The following is a 17,943-nucleotide window of genomic DNA, read 5'->3' as shown; positions in this document are numbered from 1 at the left end:
GGTCGCGTAGATGTATTCGGCGATCGACGACGAGCCGACGAACCCGATCGCCTTCACGCGATCATCCTTCAGCAATGTGTCCACCGCTTCCTTGTCGCCGTTCACGACCTGAAGGACGCCTGGCGGACCACCGGCCTCCATGAACAACTCGGCGAGGCGCAGCGGAACGCTCGGGTCCTTCTCGCTTGGCTTGTTGATGAAGCAATTGCCGCAGGCGATGGCGACGCCGAACATCCACATCGGGATCATCGCCGGGAAGTTGAACGGGGTGATGCCGGCGACGATGCCGAGCGGCTGGCGCATCGAATAGACGTCGATGCCGGGGCCGGCGCCATGGGTGTATTCGCCCTTCAGGGCATGAGGGATGCCGCAGGCATATTCGATAACTTCGAGCCCGCGCTGCACGTCGCCCTTGGCGTCGGCGATGACCTTGCCGTGCTCCGAGGAGAGGAGGAGGGCGAGGTCGTCCATGTTCTTCTCGACCAGCGCCTTGAAGTTGAACATGACCCGCGCCCGGCGCTGCGGATTGGTCGCCGCCCAGGCCGGCTGCGCCTCGCGCGCGGCCGCGACGGCGCGCTCCAGATCGGCCGCGGTGCCGAGGCGGACCTGCGCCTGGACGCCGCCATTGTTGGGGTCGAAAACGTCGCCGTGGCGCGTGCCGGAGACGAACGCATCGCCGCCGATATAATGGTCGATATTCCGCATGGATGGCTTCTCGAATGAGTCTGAAAGGAACGGCCTGCCCCTAGCCAAGCCCCGCGGCAAATGCCAGTGGACCCCGGCAAGGAGACAAGATGAAGCTCGGAACCCTTCCCGGACATGGCCGCGACGGACGGCTGGTGGTGGTGAGCCGCGACCTCGCCTGGTGCACCGACGCCCGCCACATCGCCCCGACCCTGCAGGCGGCGCTCGACCGCTGGGAGCAGGCGGCGCCGCAGCTCCAGCTCCTCGCCACCGACCTCGAGCATGAGGTTGTGCCCCGCGAGCGCTTCCACGAGCGCGAGGCGCTGGCGCCTTTGCCGCGGGCCTATCAATGGGCCGACGGGTCGGCCTACGTGAACCATGTCGAGCTGGTCCGGAAGGCGCGGGGGGCGGAGATGCCGGAGAGCTTCTGGAGCGACCCGCTCATGTACCAGGGCGCGAGCGACGAAATGCTCCCGCCGCGCGGGGCGATCCCGCTCGCCGACGAGGCTTGGGGCTGCGACCTTGAGGCGGAAATCGTGGTCGTCACCGGCGACCTCCCGCAGGGCACCTCCCGGGAGCAGGCGCTGGAGGCGATCCGCCTCGTGGGCCTCGTCAACGACGTCTCGCTGCGCAACCTCATCCCCGCTGAGCTCGGCAAGGGCTTCGGCTTCCTCCAGTCCAAGCCCGCGTCGGCGCTGTCGCCGGTGTTCGTGACGCCGGACGAGCTCGGCGACCGCTGGAAAGACGGCAAGCTGCACGGGGCTGTGAAGGTCGACTTGAACGGCCAGCCCTTCGGCCGCGCCGATGCCGGCGTCGACATGACCTTCGACTTCGGTACGCTCGTTGCCCACCTTGCGAAGACCCGCAACATCGGCGCCGGCGCCATCATAGGCTCCGGCACGGTCTCCAACCGGGACCCGGACGGCGGCCCGGGCAAGCCGATCGCCGATGGCGGCCTCGGCTATTCCTGCGTCGCCGAGGTTCGCACCGTCGAGACGATCCTCTCGGGCAAGCCGAAGACTCCGTTCCTGAAGCGCGGCGACACCGTCCGCATCTGGATGGACGACGACAAGGGCCACCCGATCTTCGGCGTCATCGAGCAGAGCGTCGCCTGACTTGCGACTCGCGGCGTCCACGCGCAGAGGGCGACATATGAAAAAGACCGTTCTCGCCGCCGCCGCTCTCCTCACCGCAGCCGCCCCGCCGCCCCCTCCGGGTCCCGAGGCCATTCTACGGGTCCCGCGGGCCGCCGCGGCCGACGTCAGCGAGGCGCGCCTGCACGCGACGGTCGCCAAGCTGGTCGGCTTCGGGACCCGCCACACGCTATCGTCGATGACTGACCCCAATCGCGGCATCGGGGCGGCGGAGCGCTGGGTCGCCGAGGAGTTTGGCCGCTATTCGGCAGCGTGCGGTGGGTGCCTGCAGATCGTGACGCCGGAGGAGGACTTCAAAGGTCCCCGCGCACCGAACGGCGTCCGCATCCGCGACGTGGTGGCGATCCAGCGCGGCACCGGCGATCCCAACCGCGTCGTCATCATCACCGGGCATATCGACAGCCGCGTCACCGACGTCATGAACGTGAATGCCGAGGAGCCGGGCGCCAACGACGACGGCTCCGGCACGGCGGCGGTGATCGAGGCGGCGCGGGTGCTCTCGAAGCACAAGTTCGCCGGCACCATCGTCTACGGCGTGCTGATGGGCGAAGAGCAGGGCCTCTACGGCGGCAAGACCCTCGCCGACTATGCCAAGGCACAGGGGTGGCAGGTCGAGGCCGACCTCAACAACGACATCGTCGGCAATTCGCTGGGCTCCGACGGGATCCGCGACAACACGCATGTGCGCATCTTCTCGGAAGGGCCGCGCTGGCAGGGCCATGAGGAGCTCGCCGCCCGCCAGCGCAGCCTCGGCGGCGAGAATGATGCGCCGGGACGCAACATCTCGCGCTGGATCGATGGGCTCGCCGACCGGCTCAACATCGGTCTCGACGTCCGCCAGGTGTGGCGCAACGACCGCTTCGGCCGTGGCGGGGACCATAGCGAGTTCCTCAATCTCGGCTTCCCCGCGGTGCGTTTCACCGTGGCGATGGAGAATTACGATCAGCAGCACCAGGATCTGAGGGTCGAGCACGGCGTCCAATATGGCGACACGATCGACAAGATGGATTTCCCGTACCTCCGCAAGGTGACCCAGCTCAACGTGGCGGCCCTCGCGGCGCTGGCCGCCGCGCCGATGCCGCCGGAGCCCGTGGTGGAAGGTGCGGTCAGCACCGACACCAGGATCAGCTGGCCCGCGGTGAGCGGCGCGGCCCGCTACGTCATCCGCTGGCGCCGAACCGACGCCAATCAGTGGGGGGAGGCGCGGCCCGTCAGCGCTGCGGACTGCCCGGCGCAAATCACCGTCTACGGCGACAGGCCGGGACCCCCGAATGGCAGCGTGCCGCGCAACACCTGCACGCTCTCCCACGTGCGCGTGGACGACTGGGTGTTCGGCGTCTCGTCGGTCGGCGCCGACGGCTCCGAATCGCCGGTCGCTTCGGCCGTGCCGGGCGGGGGCTTCCGCCCCTACACGCCGCCGGCGCCTCCTCCGGCGCGGCGATGAACTCGTGACGCGCGCGGAGATTTAAGCGCTGATGGCCAAACGACCTCCCCGCGCCGGTCTGCCGACCCGGCAGCAGATCCTCGACTTCATCGCGTCGTCCGACGAGCCGGCGGGAAAGCGCGAGATCGCGCGCGCCTTCGGCCTCTCGGCGCAGGACAAGATCGTCCTCAAGGCGCTGCTGCGCGACATGGCCGACGAGGGGCTGATCGATTCCTCGCCCGGCCGCGCCTTCCACCAAGCCGGCGGCGTGCCGAAGGTGACGGTGCTGCGCGTCACCGACGTCGACGACAGCGGGCAGGCTTGGGCGGTGCCGGAGCGGTGGGAATCCGCTGCGCCGGAGCCGCGCGTGCGGGTGCTGGAGCGGCGGGGCCGGGGCTCAGCCCTTGGCGTCGGCGACCGAATTCTCGCCCGCACCGAGCAGCGCGGCAACGGCTATGCTGCGCACCCGATGAAGAAGCTGCTCAAGGGCAGCGAACTGGTGCTCGGCGTCGTCCACCGGGAAGGGGAGAAGGGCTATTGGCTCAAGCCCGTCGAGAAGAAGGAGCGGCGCGAGCTTGCCATCTCCGATCTCGGCCCCGCGCAGGCCGGCGACCTCGTCCTTGCCGAGAAGGTCGGGCGCCCGCCGCGGCTCACCGCCCGCGTCTCCGAAGTGCTCGGCGATCCATTCGCGCCGCGCAGCTTCAGCCTCATCGCGATCCACAAGCACGGCATCCCGCACGAATTCCCGGAGCATGTGATCGAGGAAGCGGAGCGGATCGCACGCCAGGACCTCGGCGCCCGCGAAGACCTCACCCACATCCCCATCGTCGCCATCGATCCAGCGGACGCGCGCGACCATGACGACGCCGTCTGGGCGGCCGAGGACGAGGATCCCGCCAATGCCGGCGGCTGGAAGGCGATCGTCGCCATCGCCGACGTCAGCTTCTACGTCCGCCCCGGCTCGGCGCTCGACAAGGAGGCGAGGAAGCGCGGCAACAGCGTCTATTTCCCCGACCGGGTGGTGCCGATGCTGCCCGAGACCTTGAGTGCAGACGTCTGCTCCTTAAAGGAGGGCGAGGACCGCGCCGCGCTCGCCTGCCACCTCCAGGTCTCCAAGGACGGCCAACTCAAGTCCTGGCGGTTCACGCGCGCGCGGGTGCGTATCGCCGCCAATATCGCCTACGAGGACGCGCAGGCGGCGATCGATCAATCGCGTGGGCAGGAGCGAATCGAGGTTTCGTCGCCCGTCTGCGCGATGCCGGAGATCGAGACCGCCGAGCCGGCGGTTGCGCCGGCGCTCGTCGAATCGACGCTGAAGCCGCTCTGGGCTTGCTGGACCGCCCTCTACAAGGCGCGGGAGAAACGCGGGCCGCTCGAGCTCGACCTGCCGGAGCGGCGGGTGGTGCTGGACGAGAAGGGGCGCATCACCTCGGTGGCGCCGCGCGAGCGGCTCGACGCCCACAAGCTGATCGAGGATTATATGATCGCGGCGAACGTCGCGGCGGCCAAGGCGCTGGAAGCGAAGAAGGCGCCGGTCATGTACCGCGACCACGAGCCGCCGGGGCGCGAGAAGCTGGTCGCGCTGAAGGACTATCTCGCGACGTTCGGCGTCGAGTTCGCGCTCGGCCAGGTGGTGCGGCCGGCGACTTTCAACCATATCATCGAGCGGGTCGGCGAGGCGGATTTCAGGCCGCAGGTGATGGAGCAGATCCTGCGCACCCAGACCCAGGCCTATTACGGGCCGCAAAATGCCGGGCATTTCGGGCTGGCGCTCGGCTCCTATGCCCATTTCACCAGCCCGATCCGGCGCTATGCCGACCTCATCGTCCACCGCGCCCTGGTGCGGGCTTATGGCCTCGGCGAAGGCGGCCTCAGCGATCAGGAAGCGGAGTCGATGGAGGTGACGGGCGAGCTCATCTCGCAGCTCGAGCGCCGCGCCATGGAGGCGGAGCGCGAGACGCTCGACCGCTACGTCGCCGCCTATCTCTCCGAGCGGGTCGGCGACCTCGTCGACTGCCGCATCACCGGGGTCCAGCCGTTCGGATTCTTCGCTACCGTCGAGGGGCTAGGCGGAGACGGCCTGGTGCCGGTCTCCACCCTCGGCGCGGAATATTTCCGCTACGAGGAAGCGAGCCAGAACCTCGTCGGCGAGCAGAGCGGCGAGCGTTTCGTGCCCGGCCAGCGCCTCAAGCTGCGGCTGGCCGAGGCGAACCCCGTCTCCGGCGGACTGAGGTTCGAGCTGCCCGACAGCGGCGGGCAGGGCTCCGGTCCCAGGCGGGGCGGCTCGAAACCCGATGGCCCTAAGGGTGATGGTCGGCGCGGGGAGGGCGGACACCGTCAGGGCCGCCGCGGGCGTCCCGGCAACGTCCGCCATCAGGGGCGGCGCTAGGCGAACGCCTCCTTGAGCGTGCGGCGGTAGCGGAACCGCTTCACCAGCAGGATGATCGCAACGACCGGGATGCCGAAGCCGACCTGCCACGGAACGAGCAGCGCGGGCTTCACGGCGAACGCGCCGAACAGCTGGATGTTGATCGGCTGGAAGAAGATGTTGCCGTCGCTCCACCGCACCGAGAATTGGCAGATTCCGACCAGCGAGCCGATCGCCCAGAGCCACCGGTGCCGCAGCCCCGGCAGGCGCAGCGCGACGAATATCCCTGTCAGGCACAGGAGAAGGGCGGCGATGGCGAGGACCAGGAACAGGTATTGGACGAACGACTTGCCCACCAAGTCGAAGCGGGAAAGAGTGTCCGCCGACGCCTTCATAGGGACGACGTAGAGTTCCGACACTCTCGCTTCCGCGCCGCGGCGGTAGATTGTGGTCGAAACCAGCGCAAATCGACGGCCGTCGCTCGCTTCCCAGAGCATGTTGGTGAAGCGCGTGCCGGCGGTCACGTTGGTGAAGAAGCGCGCATCGACGAGGCGGAGCTTCCCGACGGGCAGCATCGCCCGCATCTGCGGCAGCGCCGCGCCGATCGTCGGGACGAGCGGCGGAACCAGCTTGGCCGAGAGGGCGCCCGCGCGTCCGGAGGCGATGTCGGCAACCGCGGACCGCGCGATTGCCTGATCCTCGGGCGACGCGATCTTCTGAAGCGCGGCCTCGCGGCTGCAAGCGCACAGGAACAGGCTGAGCAACGCCGCTACCACAAGGCTGAGGTGTCGCATCACTCTCCCGCCGCCCCCCGGTAGACGTGGACGACGGCGTCGAGAATGTCGGGCCAATGGTAGGCGCGGCTCGCCTCGGCAGCGGCGCGCCCGAGACGGAGGCGGCGGGACGGATCGGCCATGAGCGCTTCGGTCGCGTCGGCATAGGCCATAGGGTCTGCCGGGGCGACGAGGAGACCCGTGCGGCCGTGCTCGATCAGCGCTTGTGCGCTCCCGACATCGGCGCTGACGATGGCAAGGCCCGACGCCATCGCCTCGAGGTTGACGTTGCCGAACGCCTCGGTGACGCTGGGATTTATGAGGATGTCGGCGCTCGCGACCGCGCGGCCGAGCGCCTCGCCGTCGAGGTGGCCGGTATAGACAGCGTCCGGAAGCCTATCCGCCAGCCAGGATCGTGCCGGGCCCTCGCCGACGACAAGCGGGCGGACGCCGTGGCCGCGGCTGCGCAGTTCCTCGACGGTCGCGAGGAAGGTTTCCAGACCCTTTTCGTGCACCAGGCGGCCGAAAAAGAGGAGCACCGGCTCGTCTTCGGCATATCCTTGAGCGCGCCGCCGCTCGCTGCTGCGCAGCGTGGGACTGAACAGGCGGTGGTCGACGCCGCGGCCCCACAACCGCACCCGGTCGGGCGCTACGCCGAAGGCGGCGAGGGTTGCGGCCATCGCCGGGTTGGGGGCCATCACCCGGTCGCAGCGCGAATAGAAATAGCGCAGCCGCGCGCGGATCGGCGGCGCGAGGAAGGGGAGGCCGTAATAAGCGGGGTAGGTCTCGAAGCGGGTGTGAAGGCTGGCGACCGCCGGAATGCCCCGAGCACGGGCATAAGCCTGGGCGCGGCCGCCGAGAATGTCCGGGCAGGAGAGGTGGACATGGGTCGGCGCGAAGGCGTCGAGATCCGCCCGCAGCCGGGCGGGGAGGCCCGTCGCCAGCCGGTATTCGGAGCGGCCGGGTATGCCGATGGAGGGAACGGAGATCAGGTCCCCCGCGGGCGGGAAAGCCGGATTGGCGCTGGTCGGAGAATAGACCCGAACGGCCGCCCCCCTGTCGAGGAGATGCGCCACTAGGCGGTTCAGCGCGCGGTTCGCGCCGTCGCGCACGCAATTGTAATTGCCGGAGAACAGGGCAATGCGCAGCCCCTCGGCGCTGACCCGCGTGGCGGGCGCGGGCGCAGGCGGATCAGCAATGGCAAGGCGCGCATGGGCCATGTCGGTTCGTCCGGCTCCAGCATGAACGGCCGGGCCAAGCCGTTCAACTGAACGAAAATACAGATGGGAAGGCCCCCCTTCCTTGCCTGCCACAGTAACGGACGGGAGCGATATCGCAAAGCGCTCCTGCATCCGGTGTGGCGGACGCCACGGGCTTGCGGCGCCTTGGCATCCGGCGCATGGCGCGGCTCCCGGATTTGCGAGGAGCGCCCGATGCCTCAGCCCTATCGCGTCGCCACCCTGGTCGGCAGCCTTCGCGAAGGCTCCCTAAACCGCCGTGCCGCCCAAGCCATGGCCGGCCTCGCGCCGGAAAATCTGAGGTTCGAGTTCGTCGAGATCGGCGACCTGCCGCTCTACAATGAGGACTTGGACAAAGGCGATCCGCCGGCGCAATGGCGCCGCTTCCGCGACGAAGTCCGCCCCGCCGACGCGGTACTGTTCGTGACTCCGGAATATAATCGCTCGGTGCCGGGCCTGCTCAAGAACGCCATCGACGTCGGCTCGCGGCCCTACGGCGCCAGCGTCTGGGCGGGCAAGCCGGCGGCGGTGGCGAGCGTCTCGCCCGGCGGCCTCGGCGGATTCGGTGCCAATCATCACCTGCGCCAGTCGCTGGTCTTCCTCGACATGCCGGTAATGCAGCAGCCCGAGGCCTATCTCGGCGGCGCCGGTAGCTATTTCGACGCGGACGGCAAGCTGGCGAACGAAGGGACCGCGAAGTTCATGCGAACGTTCATCCACGCCTTCGCCGGCTGGATCGAGAAGATCGCCGGCTGACGGTCAGAGCTTGGGCAGGGTGACGCCGCGCTGTCCCATATATTTGCCGGCGCGGTCGGCATAGCTGGTCTCGCACGGTTCGTTGCCCTGCAGGAACAGGAACTGGAACGCGCCTTCGTTGGCGTAGACCTTGGCGGGGAGCGGCGTCGTGTTCGAGAATTCCAGCGTCACGTGGCCCTCCCAGCCGGGCTCCAGCGGCGTCACGTTGACGATGATTCCGCAGCGGGCATAGGTCGATTTGCCGAGGCAGATGACGAGCACGTCGCGCGGCACCCTGAAATATTCGACGGTGCGGGCGAGCGCGAAGCTGTTCGGCGGGATGATGCACACGTCGGTCTGCCGGTCGACGAAGCTGTTGGACTTGAAGTCCTTGGGATCGACAATGGCGTTGTCGACGTTGGTGAACAGCTTGAACTCGTCGGAAACGCGGGCGTCGTAGCCGTAGCTCGATAGGCCGTAGCTGATCGTCCCGGCGCGGCGCTGCCCATCCTCGAAGGGCTCGATCATGCCGTGCGCCAGCGCCTGCTCGCGAATCCAGCGGTCGGACATGATACTCATCTGTGCGTGTTCCGATGATCAGGGATGGCGTCCCCGGTTTCGCCGGAATGACGTGTGGGGACAAGACCCACCGTCACCGAATGTGGAGCACGCAGATCAAGGTGAACAGCCGCCGCGCGGTGTCGAAATCCGTCTCGACCTTGCCGGCCAGGCATTCCTGGAGGAGCTCGGCGGCTTCGTTGTGGACGGCGCGGCGGGCCATGTCGATCGCTTCGAGGCCGTGCGGCGAATCGGCGCGGACGGCTTTGAAATAGCTGTCGCAGATCGCGAAATAGTCGCGCACGGGCCGCTTGAAGCGCGCGAGGCCGAGGCGGATCGTCTCGAGCCGCTCGCCGGCTTCGTCCTTCACTTCGATGGCGAGACGGTTGTCCTCGATCCGGAGGAGGATGCGGAACGGGCCGTCGAGGCCGTCGGGGTGGAAGAAATTGGCTTCGAGCAGGTCGAAGATCGCGACGCGGCGCTCCTGCTCGATCTCCTCGGAGCGGCGGATGATGGTCCGCTCGTCGAGCTCGATGTCGATGATCTTCGGCTCGGCCATGAAGAGCTGTTAGCGAGACGAACCGGCATTATCCACAGCACTTCCACAGGGTTGCTGGCTTGAGCCGGGGCCGGGAAAGGTGGAAGACTGCGGGCATGGCCGACAACATCATTCGCCTCGCCGACGCGCCGGCGCCCGAGACCGCTTCCGTTCCGCACAATATCGAGGCGGAGGCGGCGCTGCTCGGCGCGCTGATGATCGACAACCGGCTGGCGGAGGACGTCCAGCTGAAGCTGCGGCCCGACCATTTCTTCGAACCGCTCCACGGCCGGGTCTACGAGCAGATTTTGAAGATGGTCGACCGGAACATGATCGCCTCCCCGGTGACCCTCCGCCCGATGTTCGAGGCGGACGAGGAGATGAAGGAGCTCGGCGGGCCGTCCTATCTCGCCCAGCTCACCGGCTCCGGCGCCGCTATCATCGGCGCGCGCGACTTTGCCGAGCAGGTCTATGAGCTCGCTTTGCTGCGCGCGCTGATCGGCGTCGGCCGGGAGATGGTCGAGAATGCGCTCGACACCTCCGAGCAGGTCGACCCCAAGGGCCAGATCGAAGCGGCCGAAAGCGCGCTCTACCGGGTGGCCGAGGAAGGCGGCAGCGAGGGGACGGTCAAGACCTTCGCCGAAGCGACGCGCCTCGCCGTGCAGATGGCCGAAAAGGCGTTGAACACGGGCGGCGGCCTTTCCGGCATCACCACAGGCCTTGAGACGGTGAACGCCAAGACCGGCGGCCTCCACCATTCGGACTTGATCATCCTCGCCGGACGCCCCGGCATGGGCAAGTCCGCCCTCGCCACCAACTTCGCCTACAACACCGCCCGCCGCTACGTGCAGGACATGGAGGACGGGATCGCGCCGGAGAAATCGGCCGGCGCCGCGGTCGCCTTGTTCAGCCTCGAAATGTCCGCCGACCAGCTCGCCACGCGTATCCTTGCCGAGCAGTCGGGGATCAGCTCCGAGAATCTGCGCATGGGCAAGATCAGCCAGCAGGATTTCCGCAACCTCGCCCGCGCCGCGGCCGAGCTCGAGAGCCTGCCGCTCTACATCGATGACACGGCGGGCCTGACCATCGCGGCTCTGCGCACCCGCGCCCGGCGATTGAAGCGCCAGCGCGGCGTCGGCCTTATCGTCGTCGACTATCTCCAGCTGCTCCAGGGCACCGGCAAAGGCGGCAACGAGAATCGCGTGAACGAGATTTCCGAGATCAGCCGGGGCTTGAAGACCCTCGCCAAGGAACTGAACGTGCCGGTGCTGGCGCTCTCGCAGCTGAGCCGTGCCGTCGAGCAGCGCGAGGATAAGAGGCCGCAGCTTTCCGACCTTCGCGAATCCGGCTCGATCGAGCAGGACGCCGACATCGTCATGTTCATCTACCGCGAGGAATATTACACCGCCGCGCGCGAGCCCAAGCGGCCGATCGAAGGCGACGATTCCAAGGTCCACGACGCCCATGCCGAGTGGATGCGCGACATGGAGCGGGTCTACGGCACGGCCGAGCTGATCATCGCGAAGCAGCGCCATGGCGCCACCGGCAAGGTCAAGATGAAGTTCGAAGCGAAGATCACCCGCTTCTCCGACTGGATCGACGACCAGTATCTTCCTGAAGCGCGGGGCTGAGGGTCTGGGGGAACCCGCTCGGAGCGCCGTCCATTGAGCTTTTGAACGGCTCGAGAGGACGCGCGTCATGAACAACCCCGAGACACCCAACGCCAAGACCGGCACTCCGGACAATCCGCGCTCATGGGGCGAGGGCGGCGACCTCGACCGGCGCGACCCCGACACCGAGGCGAACCTGCAAGGCCGCGAGGGCGGCGGCGATTCCGGCGGCGGCGCCTATCCCAACCCGCATACGGGCAAGGAAGGGAAGGGCGGCAACGAAGGCTGGATGGGCCATGGCGGCGAGAGCGACATCAACTATTTCGGCACGGGCCGGCTCGGCGGGAAGGATGTCGGCGGCAACGCCAACGCGCCGGCGGAAGGGGCGAAGGACGACGATTGATTTGCCTCCCCGCGCCGGAGGCGTGGGGAGGGGGACCACCGGAGGTGGTGGAGGGGTAGATTGGCTCAGAATCAGAGGCTCGAGTGACGATTGGGCGCGTTCGGCGCGTGCTACCCCTCCACCACCTCCGGTGGTCCCCCTCCCCATCTGCGATGGGGAGGCAAGGGTGCCCACAACGCATTAGGGGCCGGCCCTCCGAGGAGAACCGGCCCCTCCCTCAATACGCGACACGAGGGGCCACCCCGGGGAGTGACCGGACGCTTATGTGCTGATTCGGTTGAGGAAAGGCTGAATGGAGCCGTCAGCGGCCATTCACGTCCACCGCCTTCAGCGGCTCGTGTTCGATCCCGATTTTTCGGTCCTGACGGAGACGTCGGGAACCTTGACGTCGATCTTGTCCGGCACCTTCACGTTTACCGCCTTTGGCAGGCTGACGTTGACGCCGACCTCGCTGGCGGAGCGCGTCGAACCGCCATGCATGAGGAACCAGGCGATGCCGCCGATGAGGATCAGCAGCAGGATGAGGGCGATCGCGCCGCCATAGCCGCCGCCGCGATCGCTATCGCCAGTTTCGATGATGGTCGTGCGGCGCCTCTCGCGCCGCGGGGGCTGGTCGCGGTCAGAATCGGTCATGCTCAGCTCTCCCTGTCGCCGTCCGGAACCGCCGCTTGCGCTGCCGGTTCCTCCGCCTCGGCCGGCGGGCTGCGCAGGATGCGGGTCAGGCTCTCGACCGAATAGGGTTTGTGCAGCAGCTCGAAGCCGTGCCGCCCCTCCTGCGCGAGGACATGGCTGTAGCCGCTGGTGAGGACCACCCGCAGCTGGGGCCGCCGCCGCCGCAATTCCTGGGCCAGCTCGATCCCCGTCATCCCCGGCATGACGACGTCGGAAAAGACGAGATCGAAATCGTCCGCCTGCGCCTCGATGACCTCCAGCGCCTCAAGCCCGTTGGCGGCGAGCTGCGTCTGGTGGCCGAGCTCGGCGAGGAGCTGGGTCGCGAAGGCGCCGACATCGGCATTGTCCTCAACGACAAGGATCCGGCTGCGCTTCAGCGGCGCCTCGGCGCGGCGGCGCTGTACATCGTCGCTCACCGGAGCGTGCGCTGAGACCCGCGGGAGGTAGAGGGTGAAGGTCGTACCCTCGCCCGGAGCGCTGGCCACGCGGACGTCGCCGCCGGATTGCTTGACGAAGCCGTAGACCTGGCTGAGGCCGAGGCCGGTGCCCTTGCCGATTTCCTTGGTGGTGAAGAAGGGCTCGAATATCTGCGCCATGAGTTCGGGCGGGATGCCCCGGCCGCTGTCGCCGATCGCGACCGCGACATGATCGCCCTCCAGCCGCTCGTGCCATGCGTCCGCCGGCACTTCGGGCACCGGCCGGGCGGAGATGGTGAGGGTCCCTTCGCCGTCCATCGCGTCACGGGCGTTGACGGCGATGTTGATGAGCGCGGTCTCGAACTGGCCGATATCCGCTTCGATGAAGCAATCCTCGCACTCGATGTCGAGGTCGATGCGGATTCGCGAGCCGACCACGGTACGGATCATGTCGCAGACGATCCGTACCCGCTCCGGCGCGTCGAACGCCTCCGGTTTCAACGCCTGCCGCCGCGCAAAGGCGAGGAGCTGCGCGGTGAGCTTCGCGGCCCGGTCGGCCGTGTCGGAGATGGCGTCGATGTAGCGCCGCTTGCGATCCTCGGCGACTTCGCGGCGGCGCAGGAGGTCGACGGAGGAGCGGATGATGGTGAGGAGGTTGTTGAAATCGTGCGCGACGCCGCCGGTCAGCTGGCCGATCGCCTCCATCTTCTGGGCCTGGCGAAGCTGGTCCTGCGCGGCGACCAGCTCCCCGGTGCGCTCCTCGACGCGGGTCTCGAGCGTCTCGTTGAGCTCGCGCAGCGCCTCCTCGGCCCGCTTGCGCTCGGCGATCTCGGCCTCGGCGGCGCGGAACAGGCGGCTATTGTCGATGGCGATGGACGCCTGGGCCGCGAGCCCCTCCATCACCCGCTCCGACCGCGCGCTGAACATGTCGGTTTCGGAATGGCCGAAGAACAGGCCGCCGATCACTTCCCCCGTGCGCGAGGAAACCGGAACGGCGAGATAGGAACGTACCGGAAGGTGCCCTTCCGGCATGCCCTTGTGCGGTGGGTTCTTCCCGTAACGGGCATCCTTGGTGATGTCCGGCGAACGGATGACGCCTTCGCCAAGGAAGGTCGGCGCGAACACCTTGGTGGCCCGCGGCATGCCGAAAGCCTCGAACTGCGAGCGATCCGCGCCCGACAGGGTGTAAAGCATGTAGGCGCCGCCCTCGGCGTCGTAGACGTTGTAGAAGAAGGCGCCGAACTGCGCGCCGGTCACTTCGCGGCCGGCGTCGGTGACCATCTGGACGATGCGGTCGAGATCCAGTTCGGCGGCCAGGGCGGCGCCGGTGCGGTTGAGGATCTCCAGCGTCTCCTGCTCCTCGCGCAGCGCCGCCTCGGTGCGCTTCCTGGCGCCGATGTCGCGCATGACGACGACCTGGCCGATCGTCTCGCCGGCCGCGCTCCTGAGCTGGGTGCCGACGACGTGGACGTCGACGAGGCTGCCGTCCTTGCCGCGGCGCACCGTCTCCAGATCGACCCTGCCGCCGCCGCCTATCGCCGCGAAGATGTGCGCGGGCGCCGCTTCGGGGGCGAGGTCGGGCGGGGCCATGAACGTGAATGGACGCCCGATCGCTTCGTCGGCCGTCCAGCCGAACAGCTGCTCGGCGCCGGCATTCCAGCCGGTGATGCGGCCCTCGAGGTCGCAGCTCACCATCGCATCGGGAGACGAAGAGGCGATGGCGGCGAGGCGCGAGGCGGCTTCCACCCGGCGGCGCTCGTCGGAGGTCGCGGCGAGGATGAGGACGGTGAGGGAGACGACGGCGATGAATTGCTGGGTGCTCAGCACCGGGTCGACCATCGGGTAGAAGAGCGGCCCGCGGCCCAACGCGATGCCCCAGATGGCAAAGGCGGAGGTGAGGACGAGGGCGATGGCGGCGCCCCGAACGTAGAAGGCGATCGCCACCCAGATCAGCACAGGGAAGAGGTGCCAGCCGCGAAGCCACGGGAAGGTGTTGGGATCGAAGACCACCCAGGCGAGGCCGACGACGCTCGCCATGCACAGGGCGAAATGGGCGCGCTCGCGGGCCGTCGCGGTGAACGGCTCGCGCGCCGCCCAGCTGAGCAGCAACGGCGTGATGGTGAGCCCTGATACGGCGTTGCCGAGGAACCAGTTGCTCCCGGCATGGGCGGTCTGCGCCGGCAGGAGGTGCCACGAGAAGGTGAAGATGAGCGCGCCGAACGCGGCGGACACGGCGGCGGCGGCCGCGACGGCGATGGCGAGCCAGACGACGTCGCGCCGGGTCCGGAGCGCCGTGCCGATCTGGCCGATGTTGATGAGGAGCCAGGCGCCGAACGCATCGGCCAGCGCATTGTCGGCGGCGATCGCGAGCTCGGCCCAGAGAGGCTGCTGGCTGCCGATGGTGAAGCTGGCGGCGAGGCGGCCGAGGAAGATTGCGGGCCACAGCCTGAGGCCGCCCAGCGAGAGCGCGGCGAGCGACACGCCGAATGCGGGCCACACCGCCGAGCCGGCGCCGCCCAGGCGCGCCCAGTGGAGGCCGAGGACGGCGAGCGCCCAATAGACGAGCAGCAGGAGGAGGAAGTGTAGGAGGGGCCGCTTCAAACGCCGTCTTTCACCCGCGAAGAGTGGCGCCCCGTCGGACGCAGGCGTGTCGCCGCTCCCCCTTCGCACCGTCGCCCAAAGCATGCCCGCCGCCACCCGCAAAGGCAAGCGGCGGGCGCTTCTTATCAATGGGTTGCGGCCGGGGTGTCGACCTTGACGTTGACGTCGGTCTTCTTGCCGCCGAGCAGCTGGCCGCCGAACAGGTAGAAGAGCAAGGCGAGGATGGCGATGACGAGGATCACGCCGACGAGCACGCCGCCACCCCCACCACGACCGCTGTCGGTGTGAATGATCGTCGTCTCGCGCTCTACCGGCCGGTCGGGATCGGTCATGTCGTCGGAACTCCCTGTCGTTTCGGAGCCTCAACGCTGCCGTGCCGGGCCGGTTCCTGATCCGGGTTAGGCGCCGGCCTCAGCCTTGCTCCGGCAGGAAGTCCGGGACCGAGAGGTAGCGTTCGCCAGTGTCGTAATTGAAGGTGAGGATGCGCTTGCCGGGGCCGATTTCGGCGAGCTTCTGGGCGACGGCGGCGAGGCTGGCGCCGGAGCTGATGCCCACCAGGGTGCCCTCCTCGCGGGCGGCGCGGCGGGCCATCTCCTTGGCGTCGGCGGGATCGACGAGGATGGTGCCGTCCAGGACGTCGGTGTGGAGGTTTGCGGGAATGAAGCCGGCACCGATGCCCTGGATCGGGTGCGGGCCGGGCTGGCCGCCCGAAATGACAGGGGACAGGGTCGGCTCGACGGCGAATACCTGAAGCCCCGGCCATTCCTTCTTCAGCACCTCGGCGCAGGCAGTGATGTGGCCGCCGGTGCCGACGCCGGTGATGAGGATGTCGATGGGGCTGTCGCGGAAATCCTCGAGGATCTCTTGGGCGGTGGTGCGGTGGTGGACGTCGAGATTGGCGGGGTTCTCGAACTGCTGCGGGATCCACGACCCCTCGATGCCGGAGGCGAGCTCCTGCGCGCGGGCGATGGCCGCCTTCATGCCGCCTTCCTTGGGGGTCAGGTCGAAGCTGGCGCCGTAGGCGAGCATCAGCCGGCGGCGCTCGAGCGACATGCTCTCGGGCATAACGAGGATGAGCTTGTAGCCCTTCACCGCTGCGACCATCGCGAGGCCGACGCCGGTATTGCCGGAGGTCGGCTCGATGATCGTGCCGCCGGGCTTGAGAGCGCCGCTGCGCTCGGCATCCTCGACCATGGCGAGGGCGATGCGGTCCTTGATCGAGCCGCCGGGATTGGCGCGCTCCGACTTCACCCACACCTCATTGTCGCCGAACAGGCGGTTGATGCGGATGTGAGGGGTCTTGCCGATCGTCTCGAGGATGCTGCCCGCTCTCATGATCTTGTCTCCTGCCTAAGCTCGCTTGCAGATGGGGTGGGTGGTTGCGTGGTTTCAACCTAAACCGAGATCGGCTCGGCCGGTGGGTCAAATGTTCGCGCCCGCCGAAGCTCGGGAAAGATCCAGGCCCATAAGAGTGTGACTCCGATCGCGCCGATGCCGCCGCCGACCACCGCCACCACCGGCCCCACGGCGGAGGCGAGGAACCCCGATTCCGCCTCGCCAAGTTCGTTCGAAGCGGAGATGAAGAGCGAGGAGACGGCGCCGACGCGGCCGCGCATCTCGTCCGGCGTGTAGAGCTGGATGAGCGACTGGCGCACGAACACCGAGAGCATGTCGGCGGCGCCCAGCAAGGCGAGGCACAGGAGCGACAGCGGCATGAAGCGCGACAGGCCGAAGCCGATCGTCGCGACTCCGAACACGCCGACCGCCGCGAGCATCTTGACCCCGACGTCGTGCTTCAGGGGCCGCCAGGCGAACCAGGCAGCCGTCAGCGTCGCGCCGAGGGCGGGGGCCGCGCGGAGATTGCCGAGGCCCGCGGGGCCGGCGTGGAGGATGTCGCGGGCATAGACCGGCAGCATCGCCGTCGCCCCGCCGAGGAGCACCGCGAAGAGATCGAGCGAGATGGCGCCGAGCACCAGCTTGTTGCGGCGGACATAATGGAGGCCGTCGACCATCTGCTTCCACGGATTGCGGCCGCGGCCCATGTCGGTGCGCGGCACCGGGCGGATCAGCAGCATGCAGGTGAGCGACAAGGCGAAGAGGGCGCAGCTGACGAGATAGGGCGTGGCGGCGGAGATGGCGTAGAGGTAGCCGCCGAGCGCCGGACCGGCGATGGCGCCCGCCTGCCAGCTCATCGAGCTCAAGGCGATGGCTCGGGGCAAAATCTCGCGCGGCACCAGGTTCGGCGCGAGCGCGCCCAGCGCAGGGCCTGCGAAGGCGCGGGCGACGCCGAGCAAGGCGGCGATGGCGAACAGGCTCGGCAGCGTGGTGGCGCCGTGCCAGCTGAGCCAGCCCAGGGTCGCGGCGCAGAAGGTCTCGAGCGCGATGGTCGCGCGCGCGATCCAGCGGCGGTCGATGCGGTCCGCGGTCCAGCCGGTGACGAGGGTGAGGACGAAGAGCGGCACGAACTGGACGACGCCGATCAGACCGAGCTGCAGCGCAGCGTGGTGGAGGTCCATGGTGCGACGGGCGATGTCGTAGACCTGCCAGCCGATGACGATGACCATCGACATCTGCGCGATCGTCGAGGCGAGCCGGGCGACCCAGTAGAAGCGGAAGTCCCGGATCGCGAGCGGGTGGGGGGCGGCGTCACTCATTCGCAAGCGGCCTTAGGAAAGGTGCGGCGCGGCGGCAATGGCGGTGAAGCGGGTCGCTGCCGTGCGCTTGTCGGATCGCTGCCGTGCGCCTGCCGGGTCGCTGCCGTGCGCTTGCC

The 17,943-nt window shown here is 68.4% G+C and carries 16 protein-coding genes; 6 read left to right on the top strand and 10 right to left on the bottom strand.

Annotated elements, in window-relative coordinates:
- On the bottom strand, positions 1-705 hold a 705-nt coding region (locus VGC56_RS00205; RefSeq protein WP_464122407.1), incomplete at its 3' end, for an aldehyde dehydrogenase family protein.
- A gap of 89 nt (positions 706-794) precedes the next feature.
- On the opposite strand from VGC56_RS00205, the gene VGC56_RS00200 reads away from it, so the two are divergent.
- The 3 genes from VGC56_RS00200 to VGC56_RS00190 are packed head-to-tail and all read left to right on the top strand — an operon-like array spanning position 795 to position 5,650.
- Positions 795-1,799 (top strand): fumarylacetoacetate hydrolase family protein, encoded by a 1,005-nt coding sequence (locus VGC56_RS00200; RefSeq protein WP_464122405.1) that lies wholly within the window; start codon positions 795-797, stop codon positions 1,797-1,799.
- 37 nt (positions 1,800-1,836) lie between these two features.
- Positions 1,837-3,282: a M28 family peptidase gene (locus tag VGC56_RS00195; RefSeq protein WP_464122402.1), complete on the top strand. Its 1,446-nt coding sequence runs from the start codon at positions 1,837-1,839 to the stop codon at positions 3,280-3,282.
- 31 nt (positions 3,283-3,313) lie between these two features.
- On the top strand, positions 3,314-5,650 hold the full coding sequence (locus tag VGC56_RS00190; protein WP_464122400.1) for a ribonuclease R family protein: 2,337 nt from the start codon (positions 3,314-3,316) through the stop codon (positions 5,648-5,650).
- Here VGC56_RS00190 and VGC56_RS00185 read toward each other — a convergent pair.
- Positions 5,647-6,423 (bottom strand): hypothetical protein, encoded by a 777-nt coding sequence (locus tag VGC56_RS00185; RefSeq protein WP_464122397.1) that lies wholly within the window; start codon positions 6,421-6,423, stop codon positions 5,647-5,649. The two genes, VGC56_RS00190 and VGC56_RS00185, sit on opposite strands and share 4 nt — an antisense overlap.
- Entirely contained in the window at positions 6,423-7,622 is a 1,200-nt protein-coding gene (locus tag VGC56_RS00180; protein ID WP_464122394.1) for a glycosyltransferase family 4 protein, read from the bottom strand. The genes VGC56_RS00185 and VGC56_RS00180 overlap by 1 nt, the downstream gene beginning before the upstream one ends.
- 213 nt (positions 7,623-7,835) lie before the next feature.
- Between VGC56_RS00180 and VGC56_RS00175 the strand changes: the two genes are divergently transcribed.
- Complete coding sequence (locus VGC56_RS00175) at positions 7,836-8,396, top strand: NADPH-dependent FMN reductase (RefSeq protein WP_464122390.1); 561 nt, start codon at positions 7,836-7,838, stop codon at positions 8,394-8,396.
- A 3-nt stretch (positions 8,397-8,399) separates the two neighbouring features.
- On the opposite strand, the gene dcd is transcribed toward VGC56_RS00175, so the two are convergent.
- Entirely contained in the window at positions 8,400-8,954 is a 555-nt protein-coding gene (gene dcd, locus VGC56_RS00170; RefSeq protein ID WP_464122387.1) for a dCTP deaminase, read from the bottom strand.
- A gap of 73 nt (positions 8,955-9,027) precedes the next feature.
- Positions 9,028-9,492: a UPF0262 family protein gene (locus VGC56_RS00165; protein ID WP_464122385.1), complete on the bottom strand. Its 465-nt coding sequence runs from the start codon at positions 9,490-9,492 to the stop codon at positions 9,028-9,030.
- Positions 9,493-9,587: 95 nt separating this feature from the next.
- Here VGC56_RS00165 and VGC56_RS00160 point away from each other — a divergent pair, with 95 nt between their 5' ends.
- Positions 9,588-11,102, top strand: coding sequence for a replicative DNA helicase (locus tag VGC56_RS00160; RefSeq protein WP_464122383.1), 1,515 nt, complete (start codon positions 9,588-9,590; stop codon positions 11,100-11,102).
- Between the two features lie 67 nt (positions 11,103-11,169).
- Positions 11,170-11,484, top strand: coding sequence for a hypothetical protein (locus tag VGC56_RS00155; protein ID WP_464122379.1), 315 nt, complete (start codon positions 11,170-11,172; stop codon positions 11,482-11,484).
- Between the two features lie 327 nt (positions 11,485-11,811).
- Here VGC56_RS00155 and VGC56_RS00150 read toward each other — a convergent pair whose 3' ends face one another.
- The 5 genes from VGC56_RS00150 to VGC56_RS00130 form a co-directional block, all read right to left on the bottom strand.
- A complete protein-coding gene (locus VGC56_RS00150) occupies positions 11,812-12,117 on the bottom strand; it encodes a hypothetical protein (protein ID WP_464122377.1) in 306 nt (101 codons plus the stop codon).
- Between the two features lie 2 nt (positions 12,118-12,119).
- Positions 12,120-15,173, bottom strand: a complete 3,054-nt coding sequence (locus tag VGC56_RS00145; protein WP_464122373.1) for a PAS domain S-box protein — start codon at positions 15,171-15,173, stop codon at positions 12,120-12,122.
- A 125-nt stretch (positions 15,174-15,298) separates the two neighbouring features.
- A complete protein-coding gene (locus VGC56_RS00140) occupies positions 15,299-15,505 on the bottom strand; it encodes a hypothetical protein (RefSeq protein ID WP_464122371.1) in 207 nt (68 codons plus the stop codon).
- 79 nt (positions 15,506-15,584) lie between these two features.
- On the bottom strand, positions 15,585-16,508 hold the full coding sequence (gene cysK / locus VGC56_RS00135; RefSeq protein ID WP_464122369.1) for a cysteine synthase A: 924 nt from the start codon (positions 16,506-16,508) through the stop codon (positions 15,585-15,587).
- A gap of 59 nt (positions 16,509-16,567) precedes the next feature.
- Positions 16,568-17,827 carry an MFS transporter gene (locus tag VGC56_RS00130; RefSeq protein WP_464122367.1) on the bottom strand — a complete coding sequence of 420 codons (1,260 nt, stop codon included), beginning with the start codon at positions 17,825-17,827 and terminating at the stop codon, positions 16,568-16,570.
- Positions 17,828-17,943 lie beyond the last annotated feature (116 nt).

This window comes from Allosphingosinicella sp. (genome assembly GCF_036403745.1).
In the GTDB taxonomy this organism is placed as follows: domain Bacteria; phylum Pseudomonadota; class Alphaproteobacteria; order Sphingomonadales; family Sphingomonadaceae; genus Allosphingosinicella.
The sequence above is the reverse complement of the archived record's forward strand: the minus strand, read 5'-3'. Positions and strand labels throughout refer to the sequence as shown.

Excerpts from the sequence above, each read along its gene's own strand:
- VGC56_RS00200 (WP_464122405.1), top strand. The coding sequence starts at position 795 with ATGAAGCTCGGAACCCTTCCCGGACATGGCCGCGACGGACGGCTGGTG.
- VGC56_RS00195 (WP_464122402.1), top strand. The coding sequence starts at position 1,837 with ATGAAAAAGACCGTTCTCGCCGCCGCCGCTCTCCTCACCGCAGCCGCC.
- VGC56_RS00190 (WP_464122400.1), top strand. The coding sequence starts at position 3,314 with ATGGCCAAACGACCTCCCCGCGCCGGTCTGCCGACCCGGCAGCAGATC.
- VGC56_RS00185 (WP_464122397.1), bottom strand. The coding sequence starts at position 6,423 with ATGCGACACCTCAGCCTTGTGGTAGCGGCGTTGCTCAGCCTGTTCCTG.
- VGC56_RS00180 (WP_464122394.1), bottom strand. The coding sequence starts at position 7,622 with ATGGCCCATGCGCGCCTTGCCATTGCTGATCCGCCTGCGCCCGCGCCC.
- VGC56_RS00175 (WP_464122390.1), top strand. The coding sequence starts at position 7,836 with ATGCCTCAGCCCTATCGCGTCGCCACCCTGGTCGGCAGCCTTCGCGAA.
- dcd (WP_464122387.1), bottom strand. The coding sequence starts at position 8,954 with ATGAGTATCATGTCCGACCGCTGGATTCGCGAGCAGGCGCTGGCGCAC.
- VGC56_RS00165 (WP_464122385.1), bottom strand. The coding sequence starts at position 9,492 with ATGGCCGAGCCGAAGATCATCGACATCGAGCTCGACGAGCGGACCATC.
- VGC56_RS00160 (WP_464122383.1), top strand. The coding sequence starts at position 9,588 with ATGGCCGACAACATCATTCGCCTCGCCGACGCGCCGGCGCCCGAGACC.
- VGC56_RS00155 (WP_464122379.1), top strand. The coding sequence starts at position 11,170 with ATGAACAACCCCGAGACACCCAACGCCAAGACCGGCACTCCGGACAAT.
- VGC56_RS00150 (WP_464122377.1), bottom strand. The coding sequence starts at position 12,117 with ATGACCGATTCTGACCGCGACCAGCCCCCGCGGCGCGAGAGGCGCCGC.
- VGC56_RS00140 (WP_464122371.1), bottom strand. The coding sequence starts at position 15,505 with ATGACCGATCCCGACCGGCCGGTAGAGCGCGAGACGACGATCATTCAC.
- cysK (WP_464122369.1), bottom strand. The coding sequence starts at position 16,508 with ATGAGAGCGGGCAGCATCCTCGAGACGATCGGCAAGACCCCTCACATC.
- VGC56_RS00130 (WP_464122367.1), bottom strand. The coding sequence starts at position 17,827 with ATGAGTGACGCCGCCCCCCACCCGCTCGCGATCCGGGACTTCCGCTTC.